Origin of the sequence: Paenibacillus hubeiensis (assembly GCF_032334105.1) — a bacterium.
Classification (GTDB): domain Bacteria; phylum Bacillota; class Bacilli; order Paenibacillales; family Paenibacillaceae; genus Paenibacillus; species Paenibacillus hubeiensis.
The window spans coordinates 77,781-102,375 of sequence record NZ_JAVYAE020000002.1 but is presented as its reverse complement, the minus strand read 5'-3'; the positions used below and the strand labels follow the sequence as shown (position 1 = coordinate 102,375).

Here is a 24,595-nt window from a genome sequence, read left to right as displayed (position 1 = left end):
CCATCGAATAGCGGATGGAACGTTCAATCCCATTGCCTTGGAGTACGGTTTCATTGTTCCCATGTCGATGTTCCCTTATTTAGTTTAACATCGGATGGGAAATTTATAAAACATCGCCCAGCAATGCTTGCTATCTTAACCATTCTCCCTGGAACATGATAAATCCTTCCGCCTTCTTAATCATGATGGCCTATGCGTTAAAATTATGTACTCCGTCGCCAGTCCTTACTCCCCACCCTAAGCAAGAAAGAAAACGAACGATCACCTCCTCTATCGAAAAAGTACACCGACTAATTGAAATGTATCCCTTCCGTAATGTCTGTAAGCTTGGTTTTCGCTGCAGGAACATCACGGAATGTAATCTCGGTAAGCTTTTGTTTGGATGGTTTGCCTCCCAAACTCATTAGTCGAACAGCCTGGGTTCGTATTGCCTTTTCAATGACGTTCCGCACGTACCGAGCATTGCTAAAGTCTAACCTGCTTTCCTTTTCCAGGTAAATCAACTCCTTCAATCGGTCCATGGCATCTGAGTTGAGATTGTATTCTTTCTCAGAGGCCATTTTCAGCGCAATCAGCATCAGTTCATCCACAGAGTAATCTTCAAAATTGATTTGAATAGGAAACCTGGATGGCAGCCCTGTATTTATTTGCATAAACTCATCCATTTCATCGGGATATCCGGCAAGTATGATAATGACATCGTCAGCACGATCCTCCATCACTTTCACTAAACAATCGATGGCCTCTTTCCCGAAGTCCTTTTCTCCGCCCCGAGCCAGACTATAAGCTTCGTCAATGAATAACACTCCCCCCATGGCCTTCTTAACCAAGTCCCTCGTTTTCTGAGCTGTGTGACCAATATATTCCCCCACCAAGTCGGCTCTTTCAACCTCCACGAGATGACCTTTGCTAAGTACGCCCATCCGGTTCAGCATTCTCGAAATGATTCTTGCAACGGTGGTCTTCCCCGTACCCGGGTTGCCTTTGAAAATCATGTGATACACTTGTTTGCTGCTCTTCAGCCCTTCTTCGGCACGGAATTTGTTTATTTGAATGAGCGCATATATTTCGTAAACGAGATCCCTAACCTTATCTAATCCGATCATTTCATCGAGTTCTTTGAAAATATCCGCCACAGATTCATGATGACTATTTGATGGAAGAGGCTCCTCCGCTTGCTCAACATAAGGTTCACCCTGATTCTGAGAATTAAACACGATGTTGATTCTCGATTCGTTTACAGTTATTCTTCTCGTTTTTTCGCCCACAGTCATCACCTCAAGGCTCATTATATGCTCGAAGCTATCGTTATAATTCTGCAATCGAACAAATGCTTTGAACAACAAAACCCCTATTGAGATCTAAATTTCTCATTAGGGGCTTTTGGTTTGGGCATGACGTTCATTTTAATCTGCTGAAATGAAGGCCCATCGTGAAAGCAAGAGGACTTTCCGTGGCAAATGCTGCTGGACGGCAGCCGGACACGTTCCGTTTCATTCAAAGCTGGACGTTTTTGCGGAACTCCCCGTTCTCGAACAAGGATTTGCGATGTTTAAGCGATAACTGGAAATAAGGAAACATGTGTGCATCGATGGCACGCAGCAGCTCCTTCGCCGTTCGATTGGCCAAATCATAGTCGGCGGTCGTGATTTGTTTCCGCGCCAGCGCCTCCTCAAGTTCATCCTCGTCCAACAAAAAGATCTCTCCATCCTTCAGTACAACGACGTCCAGATAAAGGTCATCGAACCAAGGCACGCCTTGATCGGTAATTCCTTGGCTTCTGCATGTATCAATATACCATTCCACGATGCGCTCTTGGTTATCAAACATGGCAGTCACGACAAAATGTTCGCCTTTGGGATAATACTGCAGCCAGGAATACCCTTTGTCTGCAATGCAAAACGTGCTTCCTCCGTAGGTTTTCCACAATGGTTCCTTCAAATCCTGTATCGTGTACAACGTGATGTAGCCTGTAAATATTTTGGATTGCACGAACCGGCATGTAAATTGTCGGTTCGTAATCCGGCGCCAATTTGCGCGATCCCCGAATTTCCGTTTCATACGAACCCCTCTTTGCCGACAACAGGCCCACCTGGCCTGCTCTAATGTGGTGAACAGCGAATAACGTCTGCATGGGAGCGATTCCTGAACATGCTCTGCACGACGTATTACAATAGCTACAGCTTACCATATTTAAGGTATACACTCAAAATCGCATGATCGGAAACAGAAATGCAAAAGGCCCTGTATCCCAAAGCCAATCGGGATGCAGGGCCTTTCATTTCTTCGAATATGTTTCGTTAACCTCCGTTGCCGGCTTGCGGATCGACGACGTTCGGATCTGACTCTACCGTACTGCCGCTATCTCCGCCATCCGGCGTAACAACCTCTCCCGGGATGACGACAGCCCCGTCACTCGAGCCATCCCCATTCCCGCCTGGTTCAGTCGTGCCTTGATCGGGCGGTGGATTGCCGTTGCCGGATTGTCCATCCTGGCTCGGTTCCCCATTATTCCCGTTTCCGTTATTTCCGTTGTTGCCATGTCCATTGCCGTTGTTTCCATTACCGTTATTGCCATTATTGCCGTTTCCGTTATTGCCATTCCCATTGTTGCCATTGCCGTTATCGGGAAGCTCGCCGCCCGGATTGTCTATTCCCGGCTCCTCCGTCCCCGGATCCAGTCCCGGATCCGTGCCAGGATCAGGCTCCTGCGGCTCCAATTCCTGAGCTTCGATGAAAAGTGAAATGGTGTTGGTTGGTGACGTCTCTGCTCCCGTAGACGGGTCATACGCAGTTACGTAGTATTCGTAAGTCAACCCTGGAAGGGCGCTTAAATCCTGCGCATTAGTCGTTCCAACAGCGTCGATGAGACGTGTGAACTCCGACTCAGACGTCTCTTTACGGTACACCCGGTACTGAGTTTGGGAATCTCCTGATCCGCTCCACGACAACGATACCGTCTGCGTTGTCGGATCATAAGCCCCGCTCAGTCCTGTTACGGACAATTGTGGTGTCTCCGGTTTTTGCACCGGTGGCGCCGTTTTCTCTCCTTCCGGAACGGTAAAGTCCTTGACAGGAACGCCTTTGAGCGCATCGTTCATGACTTTCGCAAAGAACGCAGCGGACAATTTACTGCTGTTTTTGAGCATATGGTTCGCATCCGGATTGTCATATCCCATCCAGACCGCCGCAGTCCATTCCGGCGTGTAACCAACAAACCACACATCCCGGTTGGAACTGTTGCCGGAAATGCCGCTCTGCGTCGTACCCGTTTTGCCGGCAACCGGACGATCCAAACGTGCAGCGCGTCCTGTCCCGTCGTTGACGACGTTCTGCAGCATTTTGGTCAACTCGTAAGCATTGTGCTCACTCATGACTCGCGTCGTTTTGGACTTGTGCTTATAAATCTCTTTGCCGGTACTGTCCACCACCGATTTGATGGAGTACGCTTCCTGATATTCGCCAAGGTTGGCAAAAGCGCTGTAAGCCTGAGCCATTTCAAGCGTATTGGTCCCTTTGCTCAGCCCCCCGAGGGCAATCGCCAGGTTTTTGTCTTCGTCCGTAAGCTGAATGCCCAGCTTCTTGGCAAACTGCACACCGGTATTGACGCCGATTTTGTCCAAAAGCCATACCGCCGGAATATTTTCCGACTTCGTAATGGCATCGGTCATGCTGATCGTTGACGAATAACCATGCAGGTTTCCCGGGCAGTAGTTGCCGAAACACTGCTTTTGATTGCTGAGCGGAGAATTGGCATTATATTCCCCGGACTCCAGTGCAGGCGCATAAGATACGATCGGTTTGAATGCCGAACCCGGCTGTCTCCGACTTTGGGTAACGCGGCTGTAACCTTTCGTTTGATAGTCGCGTCCGCCCAGCAAGGCAACCAGGCTTCCATTTTCATGGTTCATGATCACCATCGACCCCTGCACCTTTTGGTCGTCTTTGCTTTTTTCGAACAGGCTGTCGTCGGAGAAAGCTTTCTCCATCGCCGTTTGGGCCTGCACATCCATGGTCGTGTAAATTTTGTATCCGCCGATGTTCAGATCATCTTCCGTTTTGCCCGTCACTTCTTCGGCTTCACGCAAAACGTAATCGATAAAGGCCTGGTATTTTCTCTCTTTCTCCGGCGGCGTGTAGTCGTAATCGACCGCTTTGGCTTCGTCCATATCCGCTTTGCTGATGTATCCTTGCTCGTACATCAACTGTAACACTACCGCGCGGCGTTCCTTGGACGCTTCCGGATTGCTGAGCGGGTTATATGCCGACGGCCCTTTGGGCATAGCCGCGAGCGTGGCGATTTGCCACAGCTCCAGTTCTTTCAAGTCGGTGACCCCGAAATAAAACTCGGATGCTGCCTTGATTCCGTACCGCTGATGGCCGAAGAAAATCCGGTTCAAGTACATCGTCAAGATTTCGTCTTTCGTAAATTTGCGCTCGAGCGCCATCGCGATGGATACTTCCGTCGCTTTGCGGAAAAACGTTTTGTCGCGCGACAAGAACATGTTTTTGGCCAGCTGCTGGGTCAGCGTACTGCCGCCCTCTACCATCGAGCGGGCCATGACGTCCTTGACGGCCGCACGGCCGATCGCCCAGATGTCGACGCCCTGGTGCTCATAAAATCGTCTGTCTTCCGTAGCCACAAACGCCTCTTTCACAAGCTTCGGAATCTCGTCTCCATCGACCGGCTCCAGTTTTTTGATCGACAGCTCGCCCATCAATTCACCGTTACGGTCGTACACTTTCGACGTTTCGTTGATCGTCGTTTTGTCCATGTTGGCCGTAAGCAGGCGTTCCCCGCTGACCATAATAAATAGATATCCGCCCAGTGCACAGAAAATGGCGATTGCCATTGTAAAAAACAGCGTCCATCCAACACGTTTACCCGTAATTTTTTTCTTTTTAGAGGTCTTTGGTTTCGCTTTATTGGATGACTTGCCACTGTTGTTGTTGCGATTAGACCTCGACAACGGATCGTTTGGCATGTTTCCTCCTGACTCCCTTTCGGTTGCTTGATTTCTATTCGCCTATTGGGCAAGGGCTGACGGCAAGCCTTTTTTGCCCGGAATGAAAAGAACAACCCTTTATTCAGGTTGCTCCGCTTCAAATCCTATACATGTAGACGAAATGGCTGTGAAAAAGGTTTCGCAATTTTTAAGCTTCGCCGTTGTTATCCTGCTGCATCAACGATACGCTGCGTTGCGGCGTGAACGTGGAGATGGCGTGCTTATAGACCATTTGCTGGCGTCCGTCGCTATCGATCACGATTGTGAAATTGTCAAAAGCCTTGATCGTTCCGCGAATTTGGAACCCGTTCGTCAAATATACCGTTGCTGGAATATTTTCCTTCCGCAGTTGGTTTAAGAACGTATCTTGGATGTTGATGGACTTGTTCATTAGCCGTACCCCCATTGGTTCATTTGAATTCATGTTATGGTTCGTATTCAATATCGCTGAGTAGCTTTCGTGCTATTATATCATGAACAGTTTCATATAATCCACAAAAACCCCTTGTCTGTCAACTCGCCCCTCAGCATGAGGCTCATGACGATTAGAAGACTTATCCATTATACACCGCTTGTCACAATTGCAAAAGGGGGGCAAATTTTCAATCGTTCTTCCAGCGTTTCGATGGCCTCCACCGTCCAGAAACCGACGAAAAATGGTCCGCTGGTTCCTGTTTGCAAAAAGAACCCCCATCTTCTCGCCTGGAGAAGACAGAGGCCCAAAGTCCCGATGTTTTTAATAAAATTGTTGCTCGATCCGTGAACGAACCTTCCTGAAATTACCTTCGAAATCCTCGGTGTCCGTAACGTCCACCCACTCGATATCCTTCATGTGCCGGAACCAGGAGAGCTGGCGTTTGGCGAAACGGCGCGTATCCCTTTTCAGCCATTCCACCGCGGCCTCCAAGCTCACCTCGCCCTGCAGGTAAGCGACAATTTCCTTGTACCCCAATCCCTGCATGGAGATGTGTCCAGGACCTACGCCACGTTCCAGCAACGATTTCACCTCGTCAACCAATCCTTGTTCCATCATCAGATCGATCCGTTCTTCTACGCGCGCATACAGCTTTTGCCGATCCATCGTCAGGCCGACAATCAGGAGATCGTACGGGGATATTTTCTGCTGGGAAGCCAACTGCTCGGACCACTTTTGCCCGGTCAAATGAAAAATTTCAAGCGCGCGCACGATGCGGCGCTGGTCGTTCGGATGCAAACGGTCTGCGCTCGCGGGATCAACGGCCCTTAATCGGTCATGCAGCGCTTGAGCCCCATGCTGCTCCGCATAGCGGAATTGCTCATTCCGAAACGCTTCGTCCGATCCGCTGTCCGAAAATTGGAAGCCGTAACAAACCGACTCCACGTACAAGCCGGTGCCGCCCACGATAAACGGCAGCTTGCCGCGCCCATGGATTTCGCCGATCAGACGCGTGCAGCTCTCCTGGAACTCGGCCACGGAATAGGGATACTCGGGATCATGAATATCAATAAGATGGTGGGGAATGCCCTGCATTTCATCCCGGGTAATTTTGGCGGTTCCGATATCCATCTCCCGATAGACCTGCATCGAATCGCCTGAAATAATTTCGCAATCGAAAGCCTTGGCCAGCTCGATGCTCATTTTGGTTTTTCCTACCGCCGTCGGCCCGACAAGCACAAGCAGCTTCGGTTTAACTTCCGCTTTCAACATGGATCACTCCGTACAGTGTTTTTGCATTGGCCCGATCAAGAACGTCGAAGCCAAGCCTCGTAAATTCGGCGCTGCCGCGCTTTTCCTTCATGACGATTCGCTTGCGGGCAACCCGTTTTGCCTCTTCGATGCTCTCGATGTCCAGCGCGCTCGGATTCGCGTAATCACGCAAAGGCTGGATGGCGCTCGAATCCATCATCGGTTCGCGAAACATCGGGTCAAAATAGACGGTGTCGCAGCTGTTATCCGGCAAGGAGCGCAGCAAATCCAGATGATGGGCATGATGCAGCTCGATCCGGCGAAACGCCTCGTCCACCTCGGGCAGTTTGCTTTCATAGTGGGACATGCCCTCGGCTAACAGCGCGTAGATCGGCAGCGAGCTCTCGCAAGCAATGGTCCTTCCCGTTGGGCCTGCCGCTACCGAAAATACGAGCGCATCCGTCCCGAGTCCGGCTGTGCAGTCGAGGATCGTGTCCCCTTGGCGGACCGCTCCGGCATCCAACATCGGATCAGACTCTCCCGCAAGCACGCGCTTCGCCCGGATAAACCCCATGCTGGGATGAAACTCAAGCTGTTCCGCATGTTTGCGATATAGTCGTGCCCTTCCTTGCAGAACAACCAGAATTTCGTTGGCTTGGTATCGGTCGGCCATTTTGGACAGGGACATATTGCCGCGCGGCACATATGTTCCGCCTGTCAATTGCGCCAAGCGGCGAGCGCGTTCCACCAGGGAATCGGCTTGCGTGTCACCGGTTGTAATATACATAACTTCCTCCTAAACAGTCACATGACCCGTTTGAACAATTTTTCCAGATCATACGTTGAAAATGAAACGACGATGGGACGCCCGTGCGGACAAGTGTATGGCTGGCGGCAAGACGCAAGGCGCTGAATCAGCACCTCGGCCTCTTGCTCCGTCAGCTTTTGGTTCGCTTTAATGGATGCTTTGCAGGAGCACATGATGGATGCAGCCTCCCTTAGCTTGCCCACGTCGATGCTGCGTTCACTGAGCACCCATTCGCACATTTCTTCTATAATATCTTTCTCGTCTCCATGCGGGAACCAATATGGATGGGAGCGTACACGGAACGTCTGGCCGCCGAAATGCTCCAGATAAACGCCGGCTTGCTCAAACCAGGCCAACCTGGATTTGATTTTTTCGGTCTCGGAAGGCGTAAATTCCAGCGTGATCGGCAGCAACAGCTCCTGCGAAGCCTGCGCGGGATTACCGAATTTTTCGAAATAATATTCGTAATTCACCCGTTCATGCGCAGCATGTTGGTCGATCAGGTAGAGACCGTCATCGCTTTGCGCGATCAGATACGTGCCATGGTGCTGTCCGATCAGGCTGAGCTCCGGAAACGACGGCACGGCCGCATCGGATTTCAGCGCAGCAGCCAGTTTGTCGACATCCGGCAGGGGCTTGCCCGTTCCGGCATACTCCCGCTGCGCAGCTGGCGAAGGCGGCTGGTAAGCCGGACGGCTTTCTTTCACCGACACCGGCGAAGCCGAAGCTTTGGAACGATAGTCTGCACCTCGGCTATGCTCGGGAGGCTGTGAAGTCGACGGTTTTGCAGATGCAGGCACGATGACTTCGTCCGTCCCTGCCGAGCCGTAGGCAGTGGTCTCTTCGGGAGGAACCTCGGGAAGAGGTGCCAACTGGGCCGAGAAATCCAAACGTTCTCCCTCATTCACTTCAGCAGGTGCCTCCAAGTCCATATCCGGATCGACTTCAATGTTCGCACTCTGTCCGGAAGGCTTCGAGGCAACCGCATCCTCGTTCAGGCGAGGCGCTTGAATCCGTTGATCGGGATGGGATTCCGGACGTCCCTCCCCCTCCGCGGGCAGCTCATCTTTGTACGGTGCCCTTGGAAATACAAACTGCTCCTGAATGATGGCCCGATCATCCCCGCGTCTGACCTGTTGTTTCGTGACTTGAGGAATCAGCACTTCTTTGCGCAGAATGCCGCGAAGCGTCGTCTCCACGAACTCGTACAGTTCAGTCTCCTTGCTGAACCGCACTTCCAGCTTCGCAGGGTGAACGTTGACGTCCACAAGCGAAGGATGCATGTCCAGCTGTACGACGACGAGCGGGTAACGATTAATAGGCAGAAGGGTATGATATGCCTTGAGAATGGCCTGATTCAGCCCATAATTCCGAATATACCGTCCATTTACAATCGTCGACATGCCGCCCCGATTCGCTCTGGTCCATTCAGGCAGACTGATCAGACCTTTGACGCGGTAATCCAAATTTTCGCCTTCAATCGGCAGCATCGCTTTGGCCGCGCTCGTGCCATAAATGGCTGCCACCACCTGCAGCAGGTCTCCGTTCCCCAGCGTCTGGAGCAACGTGTTGGCATTATGCCGCAGCGTGAACGAAATGTCGGGATGGGACAATGCCATCCGGTACAGCACATCCGAGATGTGCCCCAGCTCGGTTTGAATGGTTTTCATGTATTTGAGCCTGGCCGGCGTGTTATAAAACAGCTCCTTCACCACAAATTCCGTCCCTTGCGGCGAAGCTGCATCCTCGTGCGAGCACAGCTTTCCGCCCTCGATGACAATTTTGCGGCCCCGGCCGTCATCCGCGCTGGCCGTCAGCACCTCGACCTTGGACACGGCCGCGATGCTGGGCAGCGCTTCTCCCCTGAAGCCCAGGCTCGTGATCTGAAACAGATCCCGCCCGTGCGCAATCTTACTCGTGGCATGGCGGTAGAAAGCCGTTTCGAGATCATCCGGCTCAATGCCGGATCCGTTGTCTTTGACGCGAATGCTGAGCAATCCGCCCTCTTCCACGCTCACTTCGATTTTGCTTGCCCCTGCGTCGATCGCATTTTCGAGCAGCTCCTTGACGACCGAGGCCGGGCGTTCAACGACTTCCCCGGCCGCAATCTGGTTGGCAATATGTTCATCCAGCACATGGATTTTCGCCATCGTTATTCCCCTCCCGCTTGAATCAGGATAATTGCTGGGCTTTGACTTTAAGTTCGTTTAACAGCTGCATCGCCTGAAGCGGGGTCATGTTCATGACATCCACATCCTTCATCTGGCGGATAAGTTCCTGGGTACGCTCATCCGGCACGGAAGTAATCGGTTCAGGGGTGTGCAAAGGCTCCTCGTCATCAAAGATCGAGAGCTGAACCACTTCCTGCCGTCCTTTCCCCTGACGGTCCTTGCCTGTATTGTCCGAAGGTCGGTAGTCCTCCCGAATCACCGATCCGGTCGATCCATTCACTTGCTTCTCATCCCGAAGAATGGAGGATCCGTCGGATGCGGCCTGATCTGTTTCATAACTGGCAGACGGCACGCCACTTGAATTCTTTTCTTTCGCCGCAAGCTCGCTGCCCACCGCAACCTGTGCAGCCGCCTGTTCAAACCCGTGCAGCAGGCCGTTCGCCCGCTCTATGATCGTATCCGGCAATCCGGCGAGACGCGCGCAATAGATGCCGTAACTGCTGCTCGCGGCGCCAGCAATCAGTTTGCGCAGGAAATGAACTTTGTCTCCGCTCTCCTGCACGGCCATGGAGTAGTTGGCCAGCTTGTCCAAACTTTCCTCCAGATGCGCAAGCTCATGGAAATGCGTCGAAACCAGCGCTTTGCAGCCGATCACGTCATGCACGTATTCGATCACCGATTGCGCAATGGCCATGCCTTCGCTCGTGGATGTTCCCCGGCCCAATTCATCGATAATGATCAGACTGCGCGGCGTCGCTTTTTCCGTCATGACCTGAATGTCGGCCATTTCCACCATGAACGTGCTCTGGCCGCCAATCAGATCATCCGCAGCGCCGATTCGTGTGAAAATGCGGTCCATGATCGGCACTTCCGCTTTGCCCGCAGGAACGAAACAGCCGATTTGAGCCATGATCGAAATCAGCGCCACCTGTCGCATGTACGTGCTCTTGCCGGCCATGTTCGGCCCGGTGATGAGCAGGATGCGTGCGGCGTCCTTCTGGATCGCCGTGCTGTTGGCAATGAACGCATCGGAATGCATCACCGCTTCCACAACCGGATGACGTCCCTGCTCCACCACAAAATCATAACCGTCCGTCAGCACGGGACGAACGAAGTTGCGCTCTGCGCTGATCGCAGCAAACGATTGGTACACGTCGATTTCCGCCACTTGCTCAGCCAGTTTCTGCAATCTGGCCACCTGCCGGTTCAACTGGTCACGCAGCTCCGTGAACAAGGCATATTCGATATCGACCATTTTGTCCTGTGCCTCAAGGATCAGCGTTTCTTTTTCCTTCAGCTCCGGCGTAATGAAACGCTCCGCATTGGCGAGCGTCTGCTTCCGTTCATAACGCCCTTCCGGCAGTGCCGACAGGTTCGATTTGGTCACTTCGATGTAATAGCCGAACACTTTGTTATAACCGATTTTCAGCGACCGGATGCCGGTTGCGTCGCGTTCCCTTGCTTCCAGCTCGGCAATCCACTGTTTACCGTTGACAGAGGCTTCGCGCAGCTCATCCAGCCGCTCATGATATCCTGGACGAATAATTCCGCCGTCACGCACGGAAACCGGAGGCTCGTCCACAATGGCGCTCGCGATCGCATCGCGCAGGTCATTGCAATCGTCCATCACTTCTGCGATATGGCGTAGCGTGGCTGAAGACGAATCCGCACAAAGCCGGCGCAGTGCCGGAACCTTGTCCAACGACATTTTGAGCGCGTTCAGATCCCGTCCGTTCGCGTTGCCGAAGGCGATTCGTCCAACCAAGCGTTCCAAATCGTAAATATCCTTAAGTTCTGCCCGCAGATCCTCGCGCAAAATAAACTGGTTATACAGCGTGTCCACCGCTTCGAGCCGCTCGTTGATCTTTCCTTTTTGCAGCAAAGGTTTGTCGATCCAGCGGCGCAGCATGCGCGCTCCCATGGACGTTTCCGTGCGATCGAGCAACCACAGCAAGGAACCCTTTTTGGAGCGTTCGCGCACGGTTTCAACCAGCTCCAGATTGCGCCGTGTGAACGGGTCCAAAATCATGTAATGATCCGGCTCATAAGCGCTGACCTGCGTCAATTGTCCTAATGAACGTTTTTGCGTTTCATTCAAATAGGAGAACAGCCGCGCGATGCATGTCTGACGCTCAGGCTCGAGACGCGCCCAGACCGCTTCCCCGAACTGCTGGCGCACAAGCTCTTCTTTATTTTTCACCCATGGGGTGTATACGACAGGTCGCCCGATTGGCGATGCTTGGGCAGCCACCTCATCCAGCAGCGCAGCGTCCCCGATCAGCTCGGATGGTTCGTAAATGCCGATTTCGTCCTTCAGCCATTCCTTCGAATAGGGAACCGACGTCACATACAGCTCACCCGTAGACAAATCACATGCCGCAAGCGCAAGCGTGTTCGCATCTCCCGTCAAACAAACGATATAGTTGTTGGACTTGTCCCCGAGCGTTTTGCCCTCCATCACCGTGCCAGGCGTAATAACGCGCACGATTTCTCGCCGCACCATGCCCTTGGTGACCGTCGGATCCTCCATTTGCTCACAAATCGCAACTTTATGCCCCTTCTCGATCAGACGTTGTATGTACCCTTCTGCTGAATGGTACGGCACGCCGCACATCGGAATTTTCTCGTCCGAACCTCCGTTGCGGGCAGTCAACGTGATTTCAAGCTCACGCGCCGCATTAATGGCATCTTCAAAAAACATTTCATAAAAGTCGCCCAGCCTGAAAAAAAGAAAAGCGTCCTGCGCCTCGGCTTTGACTTGCAAATATTGTTGTATCATAGGCGTATACTGAGCCATCGTTATCCTCCATCCGCTGCTGCAAATTGCCAGGAGGGAAGCAGCCGGAAGGTACAATAAAGGCGGTCAGGCACCGATGTGCCGCCGCCTCACGTTTCTTCCATCAGCCGCTCCCCTTACAGGCTCCGATTCTTCCACTTCTTGTTACCTCATCGAAATTGACCTGATTTCCATTATATCAAAAACCAAAAAAAGTGCCCATACCTCATGTGCCTGCCCGAATATTCCATAACTTGCGAATGTCACGGCTCTCATCCCAGGTGTTTCCTTCTATCATATGGGCGACCAGCGGAGCGACATACCGTTCGTAACGCCCGTAATCGCTCAATGCGGTCAAATCGTTCAGCAGCGAAGGAAGCTGCTGTCCCAGCACCTCCCGCCTCGCACTGTAAAAAGCGGCATGCACGGCCGCCCCTGCGAGCGGACGCTGGCGCAGCCTTCTGTAATTGGAAGCGATCAGGCCTGCGAGGCCAACGACCCCCTTTGCCACCAACGGAGAAACCAGAAAACTGGGCAAGGTCCGGTACTCGAAGCCTCCATGGGATTTCAGGCGGAAATCGCCGAGGGCTCCGTAACGCGGACGCCGGGCATCGCCGCGTGGATCCTGCAGCATGGCAAGCGGCAAAGCCAAATAGTTGTCGAGCGTCCGCAGCAGCTCCCCGTTCAGCGTTATGCCGCTGAAATGAACGTGGCCGCCGAGCGGAAGACCCCGCTGCGGCATGCTCCCCGCCTGCCAGATCAACGTATGGTCCGTAATGCTGCGCGAAGCCGATCCGAACGCCCGCAGCAGATGAGCAATCAGTTCCCGCGGTTCCGAGCTCGGCTCGGGCCGAAGCTCTGCCACCGGATATACGCGTCTGCCGCCGATCGTTACGGCATCGCAACCGGCTTGCCCGGTACGCTCCAAAAACCTGGAGGCCGGCACAATTTTGGCTTCGGGCATCTGCACCAGCAGAAATTCCGGATCCATGCCGAGGACAGGCGACACTTCGTTTGCCTGCTCCTCGTCCAAAGCCGTTTGATGCTGCTTCCATGCTTCCCGGTACAGGGGGGTAAGCTCTGTCCATCCTTTCCATGGACGGGGGTCAATCGATACGACGCTGCAGCCATTCCTGCCCCCCGCTTCCAGCCGGACCTCTCCGTGGTCCAGTCCCAGGGCATACAGCGTCTTGACTGCCATGCGCTCCAATCTTCGAAATAACGTCGGGGCGTCGTCCCGTTCCAACAAACTCTCCCGCAGCCTGCTCGCATCGCCGGTATCCCTGCGTTTGATGCGGATCGCCTGGAGGCAGCAAATGTGTACTTCATAGGCTGCGCGCAAACCCGGGCCGCGAATCTGCTTGCTGCGACCGGCAAGATAATCGATGCCGGATCGCTCAAGCCGACCGGACCGTTCGGCCAGGGTCATTTTTTCGTAACGCTGTACGGCCGACTCGGCCTCATCCATCACATGCATGCCCCTTCTCCTCTTTCGCCCGCAAATTGATAACCATCCCGTTCATCAGGCCAACTCCCTTTTCGGGTGAACACAAATAATTAAAAAAAGAGGGCTTCCGCCCTCTCATTGCCGCTTGCGGCGCATAAGATACATTAACTTCAAAATGAGTGATCCCCTCACGCGGCGGCTTCGGCCAACTTACAGTTCGTCATCCAGCAAATCGGGATCGAGATCGTCATAGTCTCCATCGGCGCTGTTGAAGTCATAATCCTTGTCTTCGTAATCCCCGCAGCCCTCGGTGCACACTTTCACGCACACCTTGGTTTCGGCGATCAATTCAACAGCGAATTCCCGCTCCACCCGGATGATGACGCTGCCGCCCCCCGCCGACACCGCGGCCTCCACACAGCTAGGCTCCTGCGTTGCCTCCGCAGACACCTCAACCGTGGACGCCCGGTGTTTGGAATCCAGATACGACAATGGCACAAGTTCTACATAGGACACCGTCTCTTTGGCTACATCTGTCTGCGAGTTCTGGTCATAGGAATACCAGATGTTGATATCGTAAGTACCAATAACTTCAATTCCGTCTCCCGCTGATACGGCTTCATACTGGTGGTTGATAATCCAAGCCCCCAAAATGCTTGTCGGACCATTTGGCGGAGTCACGGTATGTGTTACGGTAGAGAACTTACGACCCTTGCCGCAGATCGCTTTCGTAATGATCTCTCTACATTGATGTTTATGACTCAATGACATCTCTAAACCTCCTCCATGCAATCATTCACTACAAGTGTATGCAGGGCATCCGTCTAGGGTGACAACTATTTTCTATTATTCGTTTGTAGAGTGGACACGGTCGGCGATCGGCGACGGCGCTTTGTCTTTCTTCGCGATTTTCAGATACAACGCGAGTTCGCGGCACAATTGCAGAATGGCCGAACGAATCTCGAATTCTTCCCTTGTATCCGGCAGCTCCATCCTCCTAAATTCCTCTTGCACCTCGGCCAACAATTTTTCCGTCCGTCCGGTATAGGATTCCGTCAACACGTCCTGGCTGAGCTGTTCGAACAGCTCGGCAACCATCTCGGCATGCGGCATTTTCTGATAAACTTGCGAGACTAGATGCATCATATGCTGAATGGAATCCAGCTGCGTTTTGCGCATATAAAAGTATACGCTCCAGCCCTCGTTGGGATGAATCACCTGGTTTTCCAACGAACGCTTGGCCGCTTCTATGCCTCCAAGCACCGCTTTGTCCGCTTCGATCAGTTCCTTGCCTGCCCACACCTCGTTCGGATTGCGCAGCGTCGTGGCAAACTCCTTGAAAATGATCGAAAACAACTCGTCGATCCGTTTGCGGATGCGGAGCATTTGCGGATCTGCCGCAGGCATGTAGGCCAGGTTGACCACCATCGCGGAACCAAGACCGATCAGGAGCAGCCCGATTTGGACAAGGATGACGTGCAGATCCATTTCCCCGCCGCTGAACACGCGGAACACTACGACGGATCCCGTGACGATGCCTTCTTTGAAACCGGCCCTGACGATCACCGGAAAGGCAGCTAATATGTAAATGGCCAATACCCAGTAGTGGAATCCTAATACGTGAAAAAGTACACTTGCAAACAGGAGCCCTACCACGGACGCGAAGAACCGCGCGGAAATGGTCCGAATGCTCCTTTTGCGCGTGACGTCAACGCCAAGTATGGCCAGCAAACCTGCCGAAGTTGGTCCAGGCAAGCCGAACCCGTCCGCAATCAGAACAGCCATCAGAGCTGCGATTGCGGTTTTGATTACCCTAAAACCCATTTCTAAATGTCCTCTCCTCTTAGCTGCACATATGTCCCGGCCAGCTTTCATCCCCTAAATCAGGCGGGCGGAATCCGTTCCGGCTCTTTTGAAACAAGATAAACGGAGTCAACCGACATGCACAGCATGCCGGCAACACAACAATGCGCCCCGGAACAGGGACGCTGGCAAAAGATTGATGCGGCGAAAGCGCTCAAGCCACGTTGTCCATCGCCGCATCCATTCCGGACTGCGCGGAATATTCGTCATCGTTATGGTACTTGATTTTAAGTTTTCGGGCAACGTGACACCTTCTGTGAAATTCGGTACATATCATTGGCGTCCTGCCAGCAATTTGCGCTCTACGTATACGACCATCTGATACATCGCGGTAGCTACCGCTGCAATGATGAGCAGGCTCGAAAGCACCAGCGTGAAATTGAACACTTGAAAACCATAAATGATCAAATACCCAAGCCCCTGTTTGGCGACCAAAAATTCTCCGACGATGACGCCCACCCACGCCATGCCCACGTTCACCTTTAAGGTGGAAACGATCGCCGGATATGAAGCCGGAAGCACCACTTTGGCAAAAATTTCGGATCTGCTTCCCCCAAAAGTACGGATGACTTTAATGTAATTGTCGTCGACTTCATTAAAACTATTATAGACAACAAGGGTGGTAATGATCACCGTAATCGATAAAGTCGTCATTACGATCGCCGTAAAGCCCGCGCCAAACATGACGATAAAAATGGGACCAAGCGCAACCTTCGGCATGCTGTTGAACACGACCATGTACGGATCGAGCACTTTGGACAGAAAAGGGGACCACCAGATCAGCACGGCAAGCAGGGTTCCGACAAGCGTACCCAGTAAAAAACCCACTGCCGTTTCACCTACGGTAACCGCCAGATGCGTCCACAACTCTCCGCTGACCGCATCTTTGCCGATCTGGCTGAATATTTTGCTCGGATAACTGAACAGCAGCACGTCAATCCAGCGCAGCCGCCCGGCCAATTCCCACAATACAAACATGGCTACCAGCAATGCCAGTTGTACCGTAAGCACTTTACGGCGCCATGCCGACACCTGCCGCAGGTGCCCTTGATGCAATTCTCGCAGCCATGTTTCCCGGATCCGCGGTTTCTCTTCGGTCTGATTCACCTGCTTTGCTCACCTCCTCCGGACTGATCCAATTCGTTCCACAACGCTTGAAAAAGCTCGTTGAATTCTTCCTGTTCCCTTGCATAAAAAGGCTGGACATTTCGAATGGCGTCCGGGATGACAAATTCCCGCCGAATTCGGCCGGGATTCCGGTCCAGCACGATGACCCGGTCGCTGACGGCAATGGCTTCCGACAGGTCATGCGTTACGAGCACTGACGTCTTGCCGGTTTGTTTCAACGTATCGGATACCAGATCCTCCAGCTGCAGCTTCGTTTGATAGTCGAGCGCGGAGAACGGTTCATCCAATAAAAGCAGCCCGGGTTCCGTCGCCAGCGTGCGAACAAGGGCTACGCGCTGCCTCATACCGCCTGACAGTTCCGAGGGATATTGATTTTCCGTGCCGGAAAGCCCCATGCCGGCCAAAAGTTCGCGCGTCCGCGCACGGCTGCGCTCATCAAGCCGGCCCGTTAATTCAAGCCCGATCAAAGCATTGTCCAGAATCGTGCGCCATGGAAACAGATAATCCTGCTGCAGCATGTAGCCAATATGCGCCGAGGGACCGTCTACGAGCCTGCCTTTGACGTTTACTTCCCCTGAAGTAGGCACCAATAGCCCTGCGATGATGGATAACAGCGTCGTTTTGCCGCAACCGCTTGGCCCGACCAGGCTCACGAATTCTCCCTGCTCGACCTGAAGATTCAAATCTTCAAGGACCAGGGAAGCTTCCCGCTCACTCACGTAAACTTGCGAAACGCCTTGCAATCGTATCATCGGTTCGGATTCAGGCATCGGCAATCACTTCCTTTCCCGAACTCCGAATCACTCGGAAGACGAAGCCGACTCGGCATAAGCATTGTCCACGATCGCTTCCAACGCTACCCGCTCTTTCAGCTCGCCTGCCGCGCTCATCACGTCAAGCAGGTTATTCCATTCGCCTTCGTCGATCATCGGATCGGTAGCATATGTTCCCTGTTGCTTGTATCGATCCACGCTGCTGACGAGAATGGCCGGATCGATGTCCTTGAAAAATGGCGCAATGACTTCGGCGATTTCTTCGGCTGAATGGGATTCGACCCACAACTGTGCTTGATGCAATCCGTTTGTGAATTTTTGGATCATATCGCTTTTTTCGTTCAAGTAGCTTTTTTTGGTCATAAACACCGTATAAGGCAATTGGCCGCTCTCCGTTCCGAAGGAGGCAACGACCTTGCCGCGCCCTTCCTGCTCGAAGATCGAAGCCTGGGGCTCGAACAGCTGCACGAAATCTCCCGTGCCTGAAGCAAATGCAGAGGCAATGTTTGCGAAATCGACGTTCTGGATCAAATGCAGATCGGCATGCGGGTTAATGCCGTGTTTGTTCATCGCGAACTCCCCTTCCATTTGCGGCATTCCGCCCTTGCGTTGACCCAGAAATTCGGATCCTTTCAACTGTTCCCAGTCGAAGCTGCCTGCGGCATCCCTGGCAAACAGGAACGTTCCGTCCGTCTGCGTAACCTGGGCGAAATTGATCACCGGATCCTCTGCGCCTTGTTGATACACGTAGATGGACGTCTCGGCGCCAACGAGCGCGATATCCACCGATCCTGCAAGCAGCGCCGCCATCGTTTTGTCGCCGCCGGCCGTCGTCTGAATTTCCACATCCAGTCCCTGCTCTTCGAAAAAGCCTTGGGCTGCCGCGACGTATTGCGGGGCATAGAACACGGAACGCGTGACCTCGCCGATCGTGATTTTGGCTTCGTTACCGTTTTGCCTGCAACTTGTCAGCGCCACGATGATAATCAGCAATATGACGATGGCCCGGATAAACCAGGGCGTATATTTCATGCTTTTCCCTCCTTTTCGTGTGCGGTTTGTTCTCTCTACCATCAATATGCGCTCGCCCATCAAAATGTTAAGAACTCGGGTACGGCAAAAGAATGGATTCCGCCACCGGTGTTCATCGCCTACCGGGAGCACAAAAAAAGCCTGACATGAGATGTTCTCACGTCAGGCTTTTCCTTGAATGGACGAATGTCCTTACAGGTTGTAAATTTCCGTGTATTTCGCTTCCAGATAATCGGCCAGATAGTCCGGGTTCAGCTCCTCGCCCGTAATGGCGAGAATCAACTCCGAAGGTTTGCGGCTTCTGCCGTAACGGTAGATTTTGTCCGTGAGCCATTCCTTGATCGGAATCAGGTTGCCTGCGGCCACCAGTTCATCGAATTCGGGAAGCTCTTTGCGGAGGGTATGTACGATTTGGGCGGCATACATGTTGCCCAGCGAATAGGAAGCAAAATATCCGAAATCGCCGCCCGACCAGTGAACATCCTGAAGGACGCCCAGACCGTCGTTCGGCGGAACGATGCCGAGATACTCCTCGTATTTGGCGTTCCATGTTTCGGGCAGGTCCTGCACAGAAAGCCCCTCGTTAAACAGCATTTTCTCGATTTCATAACGAATGATGATGTGCAGATTGTAGGTCAATTCATCCGCTTCAATGCGAATCAGCGAGCTTTCCACCCGATTGATCGCACGATAGAAATCTTCCAGCTCCACCTCGGCCAGCTGAGGGAAATGCTGCTGCAAATCTTTGTAATAACGCGTCCAGAACGCACGGCTGCGGCCGATCATATTTTCCCATAGACGGGACTGCGATTCATGAATGCCCATCGAGGTGCCCTCCGCGAGCAGCGTGCCTTCCAGGCTTGCATCAATGTTTTGCTCATATAGTGCGTGTCCGCCTTCATGCAAGGAACTGAAAATGGCGCTTGTCACGTCATCCTGCAAATAGTTCGTCGTGATGCGAACGTCCCCGGGGTTAAGTCCGGTTGCGAACGGATGAACGCTTTCGTCCAGTCTGCCTGCTTCAAAGTCGTACCCCATTTGACCCAGAATAAAGAGGCTGAATTTTTCTTGCTGCTCCTTGTCGAACAACTGGTCCAGGAAATCGGTTTTGGGTTGGTTCGACGAAGCGTTGATTTTCTCCTGCAGCGGCACAAGACGTGCCTTCAGCCGATCAAATACGGCATCTACCTTTTCCACCGTAAGGTCCGGCTCGTACATATCCAGCAGCGTATCGTAACGCGTGGCCTTTACGCCCCAATAGTCGATGAACTCCTGTTTCATCTTCACGATGTCTGTCAAATAGGGCGCAAAGCCCGCAAAATCGCTGTTATGTTTGGCATCTTCCCAAGCGGTTTCCGACTTGGCGGCAAGTACGGCATAAGCCTGTACCTTTTCCGGCGGCACGGACTGGCTTCGTTCATATTCCTTTTTGCAGTCCTCAACCATGCGGCGGTCTATGTCTTCGAGCTTTTCCCATGCGTCTTTATGAGTCAACGCGTCGAGCAGGGATTTCATCTCTGCAGAAGTTTGCAATTTGAATGCTTCGGTGGATAACATGCCAATCGTTTCGGATCGGGTCGGAACGCCTTTTTTGGGCGCACCCGTGCGCAGATCCCAATGCAGCAGGCCGATCGCCTCGTGATAACTTTTAATTTTGCGAACCAATTCATGGAATGAATCCAGCTGTTTCTGTGTATTTTCGTCCATAATGGGCCGTCACCTCTCCAAAAATATTTGCATCCCCTATTGATGATACTTTTTGCAATGCGTATAATCAACTTTTAACAGATGCAATTTTTAATATGCCCTTGTTGGGCGGAATACCAGTGCAAGAGATGTAGGAATCATCATGATGGGTCATGGGCAAACCATGATAAGCTTAAGAGCGTAGGACAAGCTGCGAATTATGCAAGCGGCCGTGCTCATCGTATTGGATAACAGGAGGCAATGGACATGAACAACATTCAAGAGATTTTGGAGTACAACAAAACATTTGTCGAGACCAAAGAATACGAAAAGTATACGGCCGGTAAGTTCCCGACCAAAAAAATGGCTATCATCACATGTATGGACACTCGTCTGGTGGAAATGCTGCCGAAAGCAATGAACCTGAAAAACGGCGAAGTCAAAATCATTAAAAACGCGGGTGCAATCATCTCCCAGCCTTTCGGTTCCGTAATGCGCAGCGTGCTCGTTGCCATCTACGAGCTTGGCGCGGACGAGGTTGTCGTTGTCGGTCATACCGAGTGCGGCATGGCATCCTTGCATGCAGACACGATGATCGGCCATATGGTAGAGCGCGGTGTATCCGAGGAAGTCATGAGCACCCTCGAAAACTCCGGAATTCGCCTGACCAAATGGCTGCGCGGGTTTGACAGCGTTGAGGACGGGGTAAAACATACTGTGGGAGTCATCAAGAATCATCCCCTGCTTCCACCGGGCGTACCTGTTCACGGCATGATTATCGATTCCTACACAGGCAAGCTTGATCTTGTCGTTGAAGGGTATGAACAACAATAGGCATCTCTCTTTATATCGCTTTGGGTGCGGAGCCGTTCTCCGCACTCTTTTTTTTGTCTAATTTTAGACACTTGGTCTGTCAGGTTGTCAAACCATACAGTTTCAGTGTACACTTTTATGAAAGCGGTCAGCTCTACGCCATTGGCGTGATTTTCACTGACCGAGCCCTAATATTAAGGAGACATGTGCATGAACATACTTTCCTACGGATTGCTCGGGCTTCTTACCCGCGAGGAGTCGTCAGGTTATGATTTGATGCTGAAAATTCAGCCACATTGGCAAGCCAAACACAGCCAGATCTACCCTCTCCTATCCAAAATGGAAAACGAAGGTTTGTTATCGTCCCGCTGGGTTCAGCAATCCGACAAGCCAGACAAAAAAATGTATGCCGTTACGGACCAAGGGATCGAAAAGCTGCTTGAGTGGATGATCACTCCTGTAACCGCTCCCGTCACGAGGGACGAATTCAATTTGCGCATCCTATGCGTAGGAATCGCGGAAGATGGCAGTATGAGACGGATCCTGAATGAACGAAAAAATTGGTTTTTGGAACGAATCCGTTATTATGAAGAGCTGAAATCCCGCATTCCTCACGATAATCTGCGCGTAGGCAGCCGCGAGTTCGGCAGTTACATTCTGGTTCAGAAAGGGCTGATGAATGCCCAAACCGGACTGGAATGGTGCAAATGGGTGACTCAGCTGCTTGACGGACAAAAAGCCATTCATTCCACACCAAGCATTGCGCAAAATTAATTTAAAAAAATTTGAAACTTCTCTTCAGATTCATTCGTATTAACGCAGTAAGGCCCAATCGGGCAGCACATCAAACACTTTAATCAGGGGGTTACGATCTTACCAATGAAAAACAAATTCGGCATCAAACATCTCATGATGGTTTTCATGGCGTTCACACTGTTGTTCGGTACAGTCTCTGCTTTCGCTCCAGACTACGCCGACGCCAAACGCGGCGGTTTCAAATCGGGGACAAAAAGCTATACCAATACACCGAAAAAATCCGACAACAACGTGAGCCAATCCAATTCCAATAACAATTCAACTACAGGCGCTTCAACAACGAACCGTGGCGGATTCTTCGGCGGTGGCGGCGGTTTCATGAAAGGCATGATGCTGGGTGGACTGGCTGGTATGCTGTTCGGCGGACTGTTCGGAGGCATGGGCTTCCTTGGCAACATCCTCGGACTGTTGGTTAACGTCATTGCCATCGTAGCGATCGTCATGCTGGCTATGGCCCTCTTCAGAGCGATTGCCAATCGCCGCAAACCGGCAACTCACGGCCGCTATGACAGCCGCGACGATCGTGACGATGATCGCAACAGAAACGGACGGTATTAATCCTTATGATTCTGAGCATGGATGAAATCGTCAACGCTATTTGCATTCATACCGCCGAGCGCAAGGGCGTACGTCCAACAGACGTCAACGTTGAGCTGAGCTGGGAAGAAGATACAGGCTACACCGCAGAAGTATGGGTTGCCGGTCGCAGCCAATACCTGGTGGAGTCCAATATGATAGAAGCGATCCTGCGCTATCTTCACAGCGAATACAATATTCGGGCATATCGCGAAGATGTGCGCCTGGATCTGGATGAAGAAATTACAGCGATTGTGAATCAGCACTAGCTTGCATCGCATACAACCAACCGTCTCCCAATGTTTATGACATTTGGCTGGAGACGGTTTTTTAGTTTTTTTAATTTCTTCGCTCGCAAGAGTGTTCTATCGCTTCCATCCGTCCTTTAGCGAAACAATCCGATTGAAGACGAACTGTTTACCTGAAGACTCATTCATCGAGTCAAGGATAAAATAGCCATGGCGAATGAACTGGAATCGTTCTCCCGGATTCGATTGCTGCACATAAGACTCAACCACTGCTCGTTTAACAATGTGCAAAGAATCGGGATTCATCCCCAACCTCTCATTCCCACCAATATCGTCCAAATTCACTCCGGGAATCAGCAGTTGATCGTACAGCCGCAGTTCACATGTTACAGCATGCTTGGCCGATACCCAATGAATGGTTCCTTTGACTTTACGCTCTTTGAAGCCGCTGCCACTCTTCGTTCGGGGATCGTAGGTGCAATGCAGTTCAATGATTTCGCCGGATCGCGGATCTTTGATAACCTCCTCGCAGCGAATGAAATATGCACCCTTGAGCCGCACTTCTGCACCTGGCGCCAACCGATGAAACCCCTTCGCAGGAACTTCCATGAAATCATCGCGGTCAATGTATAACTCCCTTGAAAAGGCTACCTCGCGCACACCCAGATCAGCGGTCAACGGGTTGTTTTCAATAGGCAGCATCTCTTCACCTTCATTCGGGTAATTGATGAGTATCACCTTTAGGGGATGAACAACCGCCATGATCGCCGGAACATTCGGTTTAAGCTCCTGACGGAGCACATGGTCCAACAAGGATATATCCACCGTTGTTTGCTGTCTTGCGAGTCCAATGCCACCGATGAATTCTCTAATGCTCTCGGGAGTGTATCCCCTGCGTCTCAGGCCGGAAATCGTTGGCAGCCGGGGATCGTCCCAGCCATCTACCCAGCCGGATTCAACCATTTTCCGCAGGTAACGCTTGCCGGTCACCGCACCGGCGATATTGACGCGTCCAAACTCCCACTGCCTGGGCGGTTCCAAGATCTCCAATTCGGCCAGCACCCAATCATACAGTGCACGATGGTCTTTGAATTCAATGGAACAGAGGGAATGTGTAATGCCTTCAATCATGTCTTGAATAGGATGAGCGAAATCATACATTGGATAGATGCACCAAACATTTCCTGTCCGGTAATGCGGGGCATGAATGATCCTGTACAGCACCGGATCACGAAGATTCATGTTCGGAGAAGCCATGTCGATTTTTGCACGAAGTACACAAGATCCGTCCGGATGGATTCCATTTCGCATCTCCTGAAACAAGCGCAAATTTTCCTCTGAGGTTCGATTGCGATAGGGACTGTCGGTTCCTGGTTCGGTTAACGTTCCCCTGCTAGCTGCCAATTCCTCCGGAGAAAGATGACATACATACGCTTTGCCTTGTTGAATGAGTTCAACTGCTGCGGCATAGATTCGGTCGGAATAATCAGACCCATAATATACGTGCCCCCCAGGGCTGTAACCAAGCCATTCCATATCTTTGAGAATGGACTCAACGTAAGAGATGTCCTCTTTCAATGGATTCGTGTCGTCGAACCTTAAATGAAAGGTACCCTCGAATGTTTGAGCTGTCGTGTAATTGATGTGAATGGCGTAGGCACTGCCGATATGAAGGTGCCCGTTCGGTTCGGGTGGAAAGCGGGTACAGATCGGACGTTGAAAACGGCCAGCCATCACATCTTCCCGGATGAGGTTCTCCAGGTAACTCCCACCTTGGGTGGAGCTG

20 protein-coding genes are annotated in these 24,595 nt (G+C 52.1%); 4 read left to right on the top strand and 16 right to left on the bottom strand.

The window, feature by feature from the left end; translation table 11 throughout:
* Positions 1–290: 290 nt before the first annotated feature.
* The 15 genes from RSX24_RS07135 to RSX24_RS07065 form a co-directional block, all read right to left on the bottom strand.
* The gene (locus RSX24_RS07135; protein ID WP_438286789.1) at positions 291–1,274 is read right to left on the bottom strand and encodes an AAA family ATPase; all 984 of its coding nucleotides are present in this window, start codon (positions 1,272–1,274) and stop codon (positions 291–293) included.
* Positions 1,275–1,497: 223 nt separating this feature from the next.
* Positions 1,498–2,061, bottom strand: a complete 564-nt coding sequence (locus tag RSX24_RS07130; protein WP_236412153.1) for a ribonuclease FAU-1 family protein — start codon at positions 2,059–2,061, stop codon at positions 1,498–1,500.
* 239 nt (positions 2,062–2,300) lie between these two features.
* Positions 2,301–4,985, bottom strand: coding sequence for a transglycosylase domain-containing protein (locus RSX24_RS07125; protein ID WP_343260125.1), 2,685 nt, complete (start codon positions 4,983–4,985; stop codon positions 2,301–2,303).
* Between the two features lie 169 nt (positions 4,986–5,154).
* Positions 5,155–5,397: an RNA chaperone Hfq gene (hfq, locus tag RSX24_RS07120; protein WP_056689929.1), complete on the bottom strand. Its 243-nt coding sequence runs from the start codon at positions 5,395–5,397 to the stop codon at positions 5,155–5,157.
* Between the two features lie 345 nt (positions 5,398–5,742).
* A complete protein-coding gene (gene miaA, locus RSX24_RS07115; protein ID WP_236412149.1) occupies positions 5,743–6,693 on the bottom strand; it encodes a tRNA (adenosine(37)-N6)-dimethylallyltransferase MiaA in 951 nt (316 codons plus the stop codon).
* On the bottom strand, positions 6,674–7,459 hold the full coding sequence (locus tag RSX24_RS07110; RefSeq protein WP_236412148.1) for a class I SAM-dependent methyltransferase: 786 nt from the start codon (positions 7,457–7,459) through the stop codon (positions 6,674–6,676). The genes miaA and RSX24_RS07110 overlap by 20 nt, the downstream gene beginning before the upstream one ends.
* 17 nt (positions 7,460–7,476) lie before the next feature.
* Positions 7,477–9,630 carry a DNA mismatch repair endonuclease MutL gene (gene mutL, locus RSX24_RS07105; protein WP_343260124.1) on the bottom strand — a complete coding sequence of 718 codons (2,154 nt, stop codon included), beginning with the start codon at positions 9,628–9,630 and terminating at the stop codon, positions 7,477–7,479.
* Between the two features lie 22 nt (positions 9,631–9,652).
* Positions 9,653–12,448, bottom strand: coding sequence for a DNA mismatch repair protein MutS (gene mutS, locus RSX24_RS07100; RefSeq protein WP_343260123.1), 2,796 nt, complete (start codon positions 12,446–12,448; stop codon positions 9,653–9,655).
* Positions 12,449–12,653: 205 nt separating this feature from the next.
* On the bottom strand, positions 12,654–13,904 hold the full coding sequence (locus tag RSX24_RS07095; protein WP_343260122.1) for a putative amidoligase domain-containing protein: 1,251 nt from the start codon (positions 13,902–13,904) through the stop codon (positions 12,654–12,656).
* Between the two features lie 180 nt (positions 13,905–14,084).
* On the bottom strand, positions 14,085–14,645 hold the full coding sequence (locus RSX24_RS07090; RefSeq protein ID WP_236412140.1) for an outer spore coat protein CotE: 561 nt from the start codon (positions 14,643–14,645) through the stop codon (positions 14,085–14,087).
* Between the two features lie 75 nt (positions 14,646–14,720).
* Positions 14,721–15,698: an aromatic acid exporter family protein gene (locus tag RSX24_RS07085; RefSeq protein WP_236412138.1), complete on the bottom strand. Its 978-nt coding sequence runs from the start codon at positions 15,696–15,698 to the stop codon at positions 14,721–14,723.
* 312 nt (positions 15,699–16,010) lie between these two features.
* Positions 16,011–16,802, bottom strand: a complete 792-nt coding sequence (locus RSX24_RS07080; RefSeq protein ID WP_438286788.1) for an ABC transporter permease — start codon at positions 16,800–16,802, stop codon at positions 16,011–16,013.
* Positions 16,803–16,840: 38 nt separating this feature from the next.
* Positions 16,841–17,635 (bottom strand): ABC transporter ATP-binding protein, encoded by a 795-nt coding sequence (locus RSX24_RS07075; RefSeq protein ID WP_236412135.1) that lies wholly within the window; start codon positions 17,633–17,635, stop codon positions 16,841–16,843.
* Between the two features lie 30 nt (positions 17,636–17,665).
* Positions 17,666–18,670: an ABC transporter substrate-binding protein gene (locus tag RSX24_RS07070; protein WP_343260121.1), complete on the bottom strand. Its 1,005-nt coding sequence runs from the start codon at positions 18,668–18,670 to the stop codon at positions 17,666–17,668.
* Positions 18,671–18,862: 192 nt separating this feature from the next.
* A complete protein-coding gene (locus tag RSX24_RS07065) occupies positions 18,863–20,377 on the bottom strand; it encodes a carboxypeptidase M32 (protein WP_343260120.1) in 1,515 nt (504 codons plus the stop codon).
* Positions 20,378–20,623: 246 nt separating this feature from the next.
* On the opposite strand from RSX24_RS07065, the gene RSX24_RS07060 reads away from it, so the two are divergent.
* From RSX24_RS07060 to RSX24_RS07045, 4 genes are all read left to right on the top strand, one after another.
* Positions 20,624–21,190, top strand: coding sequence for a beta-class carbonic anhydrase (locus RSX24_RS07060; protein ID WP_236412129.1), 567 nt, complete (start codon positions 20,624–20,626; stop codon positions 21,188–21,190).
* A 189-nt stretch (positions 21,191–21,379) separates the two neighbouring features.
* Positions 21,380–21,943, top strand: coding sequence for a PadR family transcriptional regulator (locus RSX24_RS07055; protein ID WP_236412127.1), 564 nt, complete (start codon positions 21,380–21,382; stop codon positions 21,941–21,943).
* Between the two features lie 105 nt (positions 21,944–22,048).
* Complete coding sequence (locus RSX24_RS07050) at positions 22,049–22,543, top strand: hypothetical protein (RefSeq protein WP_236412125.1); 495 nt, start codon at positions 22,049–22,051, stop codon at positions 22,541–22,543.
* Positions 22,544–22,548: 5 nt separating this feature from the next.
* Positions 22,549–22,830, top strand: coding sequence for a YxcD family protein (locus RSX24_RS07045; protein ID WP_236412123.1), 282 nt, complete (start codon positions 22,549–22,551; stop codon positions 22,828–22,830).
* 96 nt (positions 22,831–22,926) lie between these two features.
* On the opposite strand, the gene RSX24_RS07040 is transcribed toward RSX24_RS07045, so the two are convergent.
* Complete coding sequence (locus RSX24_RS07040) at positions 22,927–24,543, bottom strand: glutamine--tRNA ligase/YqeY domain fusion protein (protein ID WP_438286787.1); 1,617 nt, start codon at positions 24,541–24,543, stop codon at positions 22,927–22,929.
* Positions 24,544–24,595 lie beyond the last annotated feature (52 nt).

What these genes read in the sequence shown, in the direction of transcription:
- mutS (WP_343260123.1), bottom strand. Translation starts at nt 12,448, where the DNA reads ATGGCTCAGTATACGCCTATGATACAACAATATTTGCAAGTCAAAGCC.
- RSX24_RS07060 (WP_236412129.1), top strand. Translation starts at nt 20,624, where the DNA reads ATGAACAACATTCAAGAGATTTTGGAGTACAACAAAACATTTGTCGAG.
- RSX24_RS07135 (WP_438286789.1), bottom strand. Translation starts at nt 1,274, where the DNA reads ATGACTGTGGGCGAAAAAACGAGAAGAATAACTGTAAACGAATCGAGA.
- miaA (WP_236412149.1), bottom strand. Translation starts at nt 6,693, where the DNA reads ATGTTGAAAGCGGAAGTTAAACCGAAGCTGCTTGTGCTTGTCGGGCCG.
- RSX24_RS07095 (WP_343260122.1), bottom strand. Translation starts at nt 13,904, where the DNA reads ATGCATGTGATGGATGAGGCCGAGTCGGCCGTACAGCGTTACGAAAAA.
- RSX24_RS07130 (WP_236412153.1), bottom strand. Translation starts at nt 2,061, where the DNA reads ATGAAACGGAAATTCGGGGATCGCGCAAATTGGCGCCGGATTACGAAC.
- RSX24_RS07055 (WP_236412127.1), top strand. Translation starts at nt 21,380, where the DNA reads ATGAACATACTTTCCTACGGATTGCTCGGGCTTCTTACCCGCGAGGAG.
- RSX24_RS07040 (WP_438286787.1), bottom strand. Translation starts at nt 24,543, where the DNA reads ATGGCTGGCCGTTTTCAACGTCCGATCTGTACCCGCTTTCCACCCGAA.
- mutL (WP_343260124.1), bottom strand. Translation starts at nt 9,630, where the DNA reads ATGGCGAAAATCCATGTGCTGGATGAACATATTGCCAACCAGATTGCG.
- RSX24_RS07050 (WP_236412125.1), top strand. Translation starts at nt 22,049, where the DNA reads ATGAAAAACAAATTCGGCATCAAACATCTCATGATGGTTTTCATGGCG.
- RSX24_RS07075 (WP_236412135.1), bottom strand. Translation starts at nt 17,635, where the DNA reads ATGCCTGAATCCGAACCGATGATACGATTGCAAGGCGTTTCGCAAGTT.
- RSX24_RS07085 (WP_236412138.1), bottom strand. Translation starts at nt 15,698, where the DNA reads ATGGGTTTTAGGGTAATCAAAACCGCAATCGCAGCTCTGATGGCTGTT.
- RSX24_RS07110 (WP_236412148.1), bottom strand. Translation starts at nt 7,459, where the DNA reads ATGTATATTACAACCGGTGACACGCAAGCCGATTCCCTGGTGGAACGC.
- RSX24_RS07090 (WP_236412140.1), bottom strand. Translation starts at nt 14,645, where the DNA reads ATGTCATTGAGTCATAAACATCAATGTAGAGAGATCATTACGAAAGCG.
- RSX24_RS07065 (WP_343260120.1), bottom strand. Translation starts at nt 20,377, where the DNA reads ATGGACGAAAATACACAGAAACAGCTGGATTCATTCCATGAATTGGTT.
- hfq (WP_056689929.1), bottom strand. Translation starts at nt 5,397, where the DNA reads ATGAACAAGTCCATCAACATCCAAGATACGTTCTTAAACCAACTGCGG.
- RSX24_RS07125 (WP_343260125.1), bottom strand. Translation starts at nt 4,985, where the DNA reads ATGCCAAACGATCCGTTGTCGAGGTCTAATCGCAACAACAACAGTGGC.
- RSX24_RS07045 (WP_236412123.1), top strand. Translation starts at nt 22,549, where the DNA reads ATGATTCTGAGCATGGATGAAATCGTCAACGCTATTTGCATTCATACC.
- RSX24_RS07070 (WP_343260121.1), bottom strand. Translation starts at nt 18,670, where the DNA reads ATGAAATATACGCCCTGGTTTATCCGGGCCATCGTCATATTGCTGATT.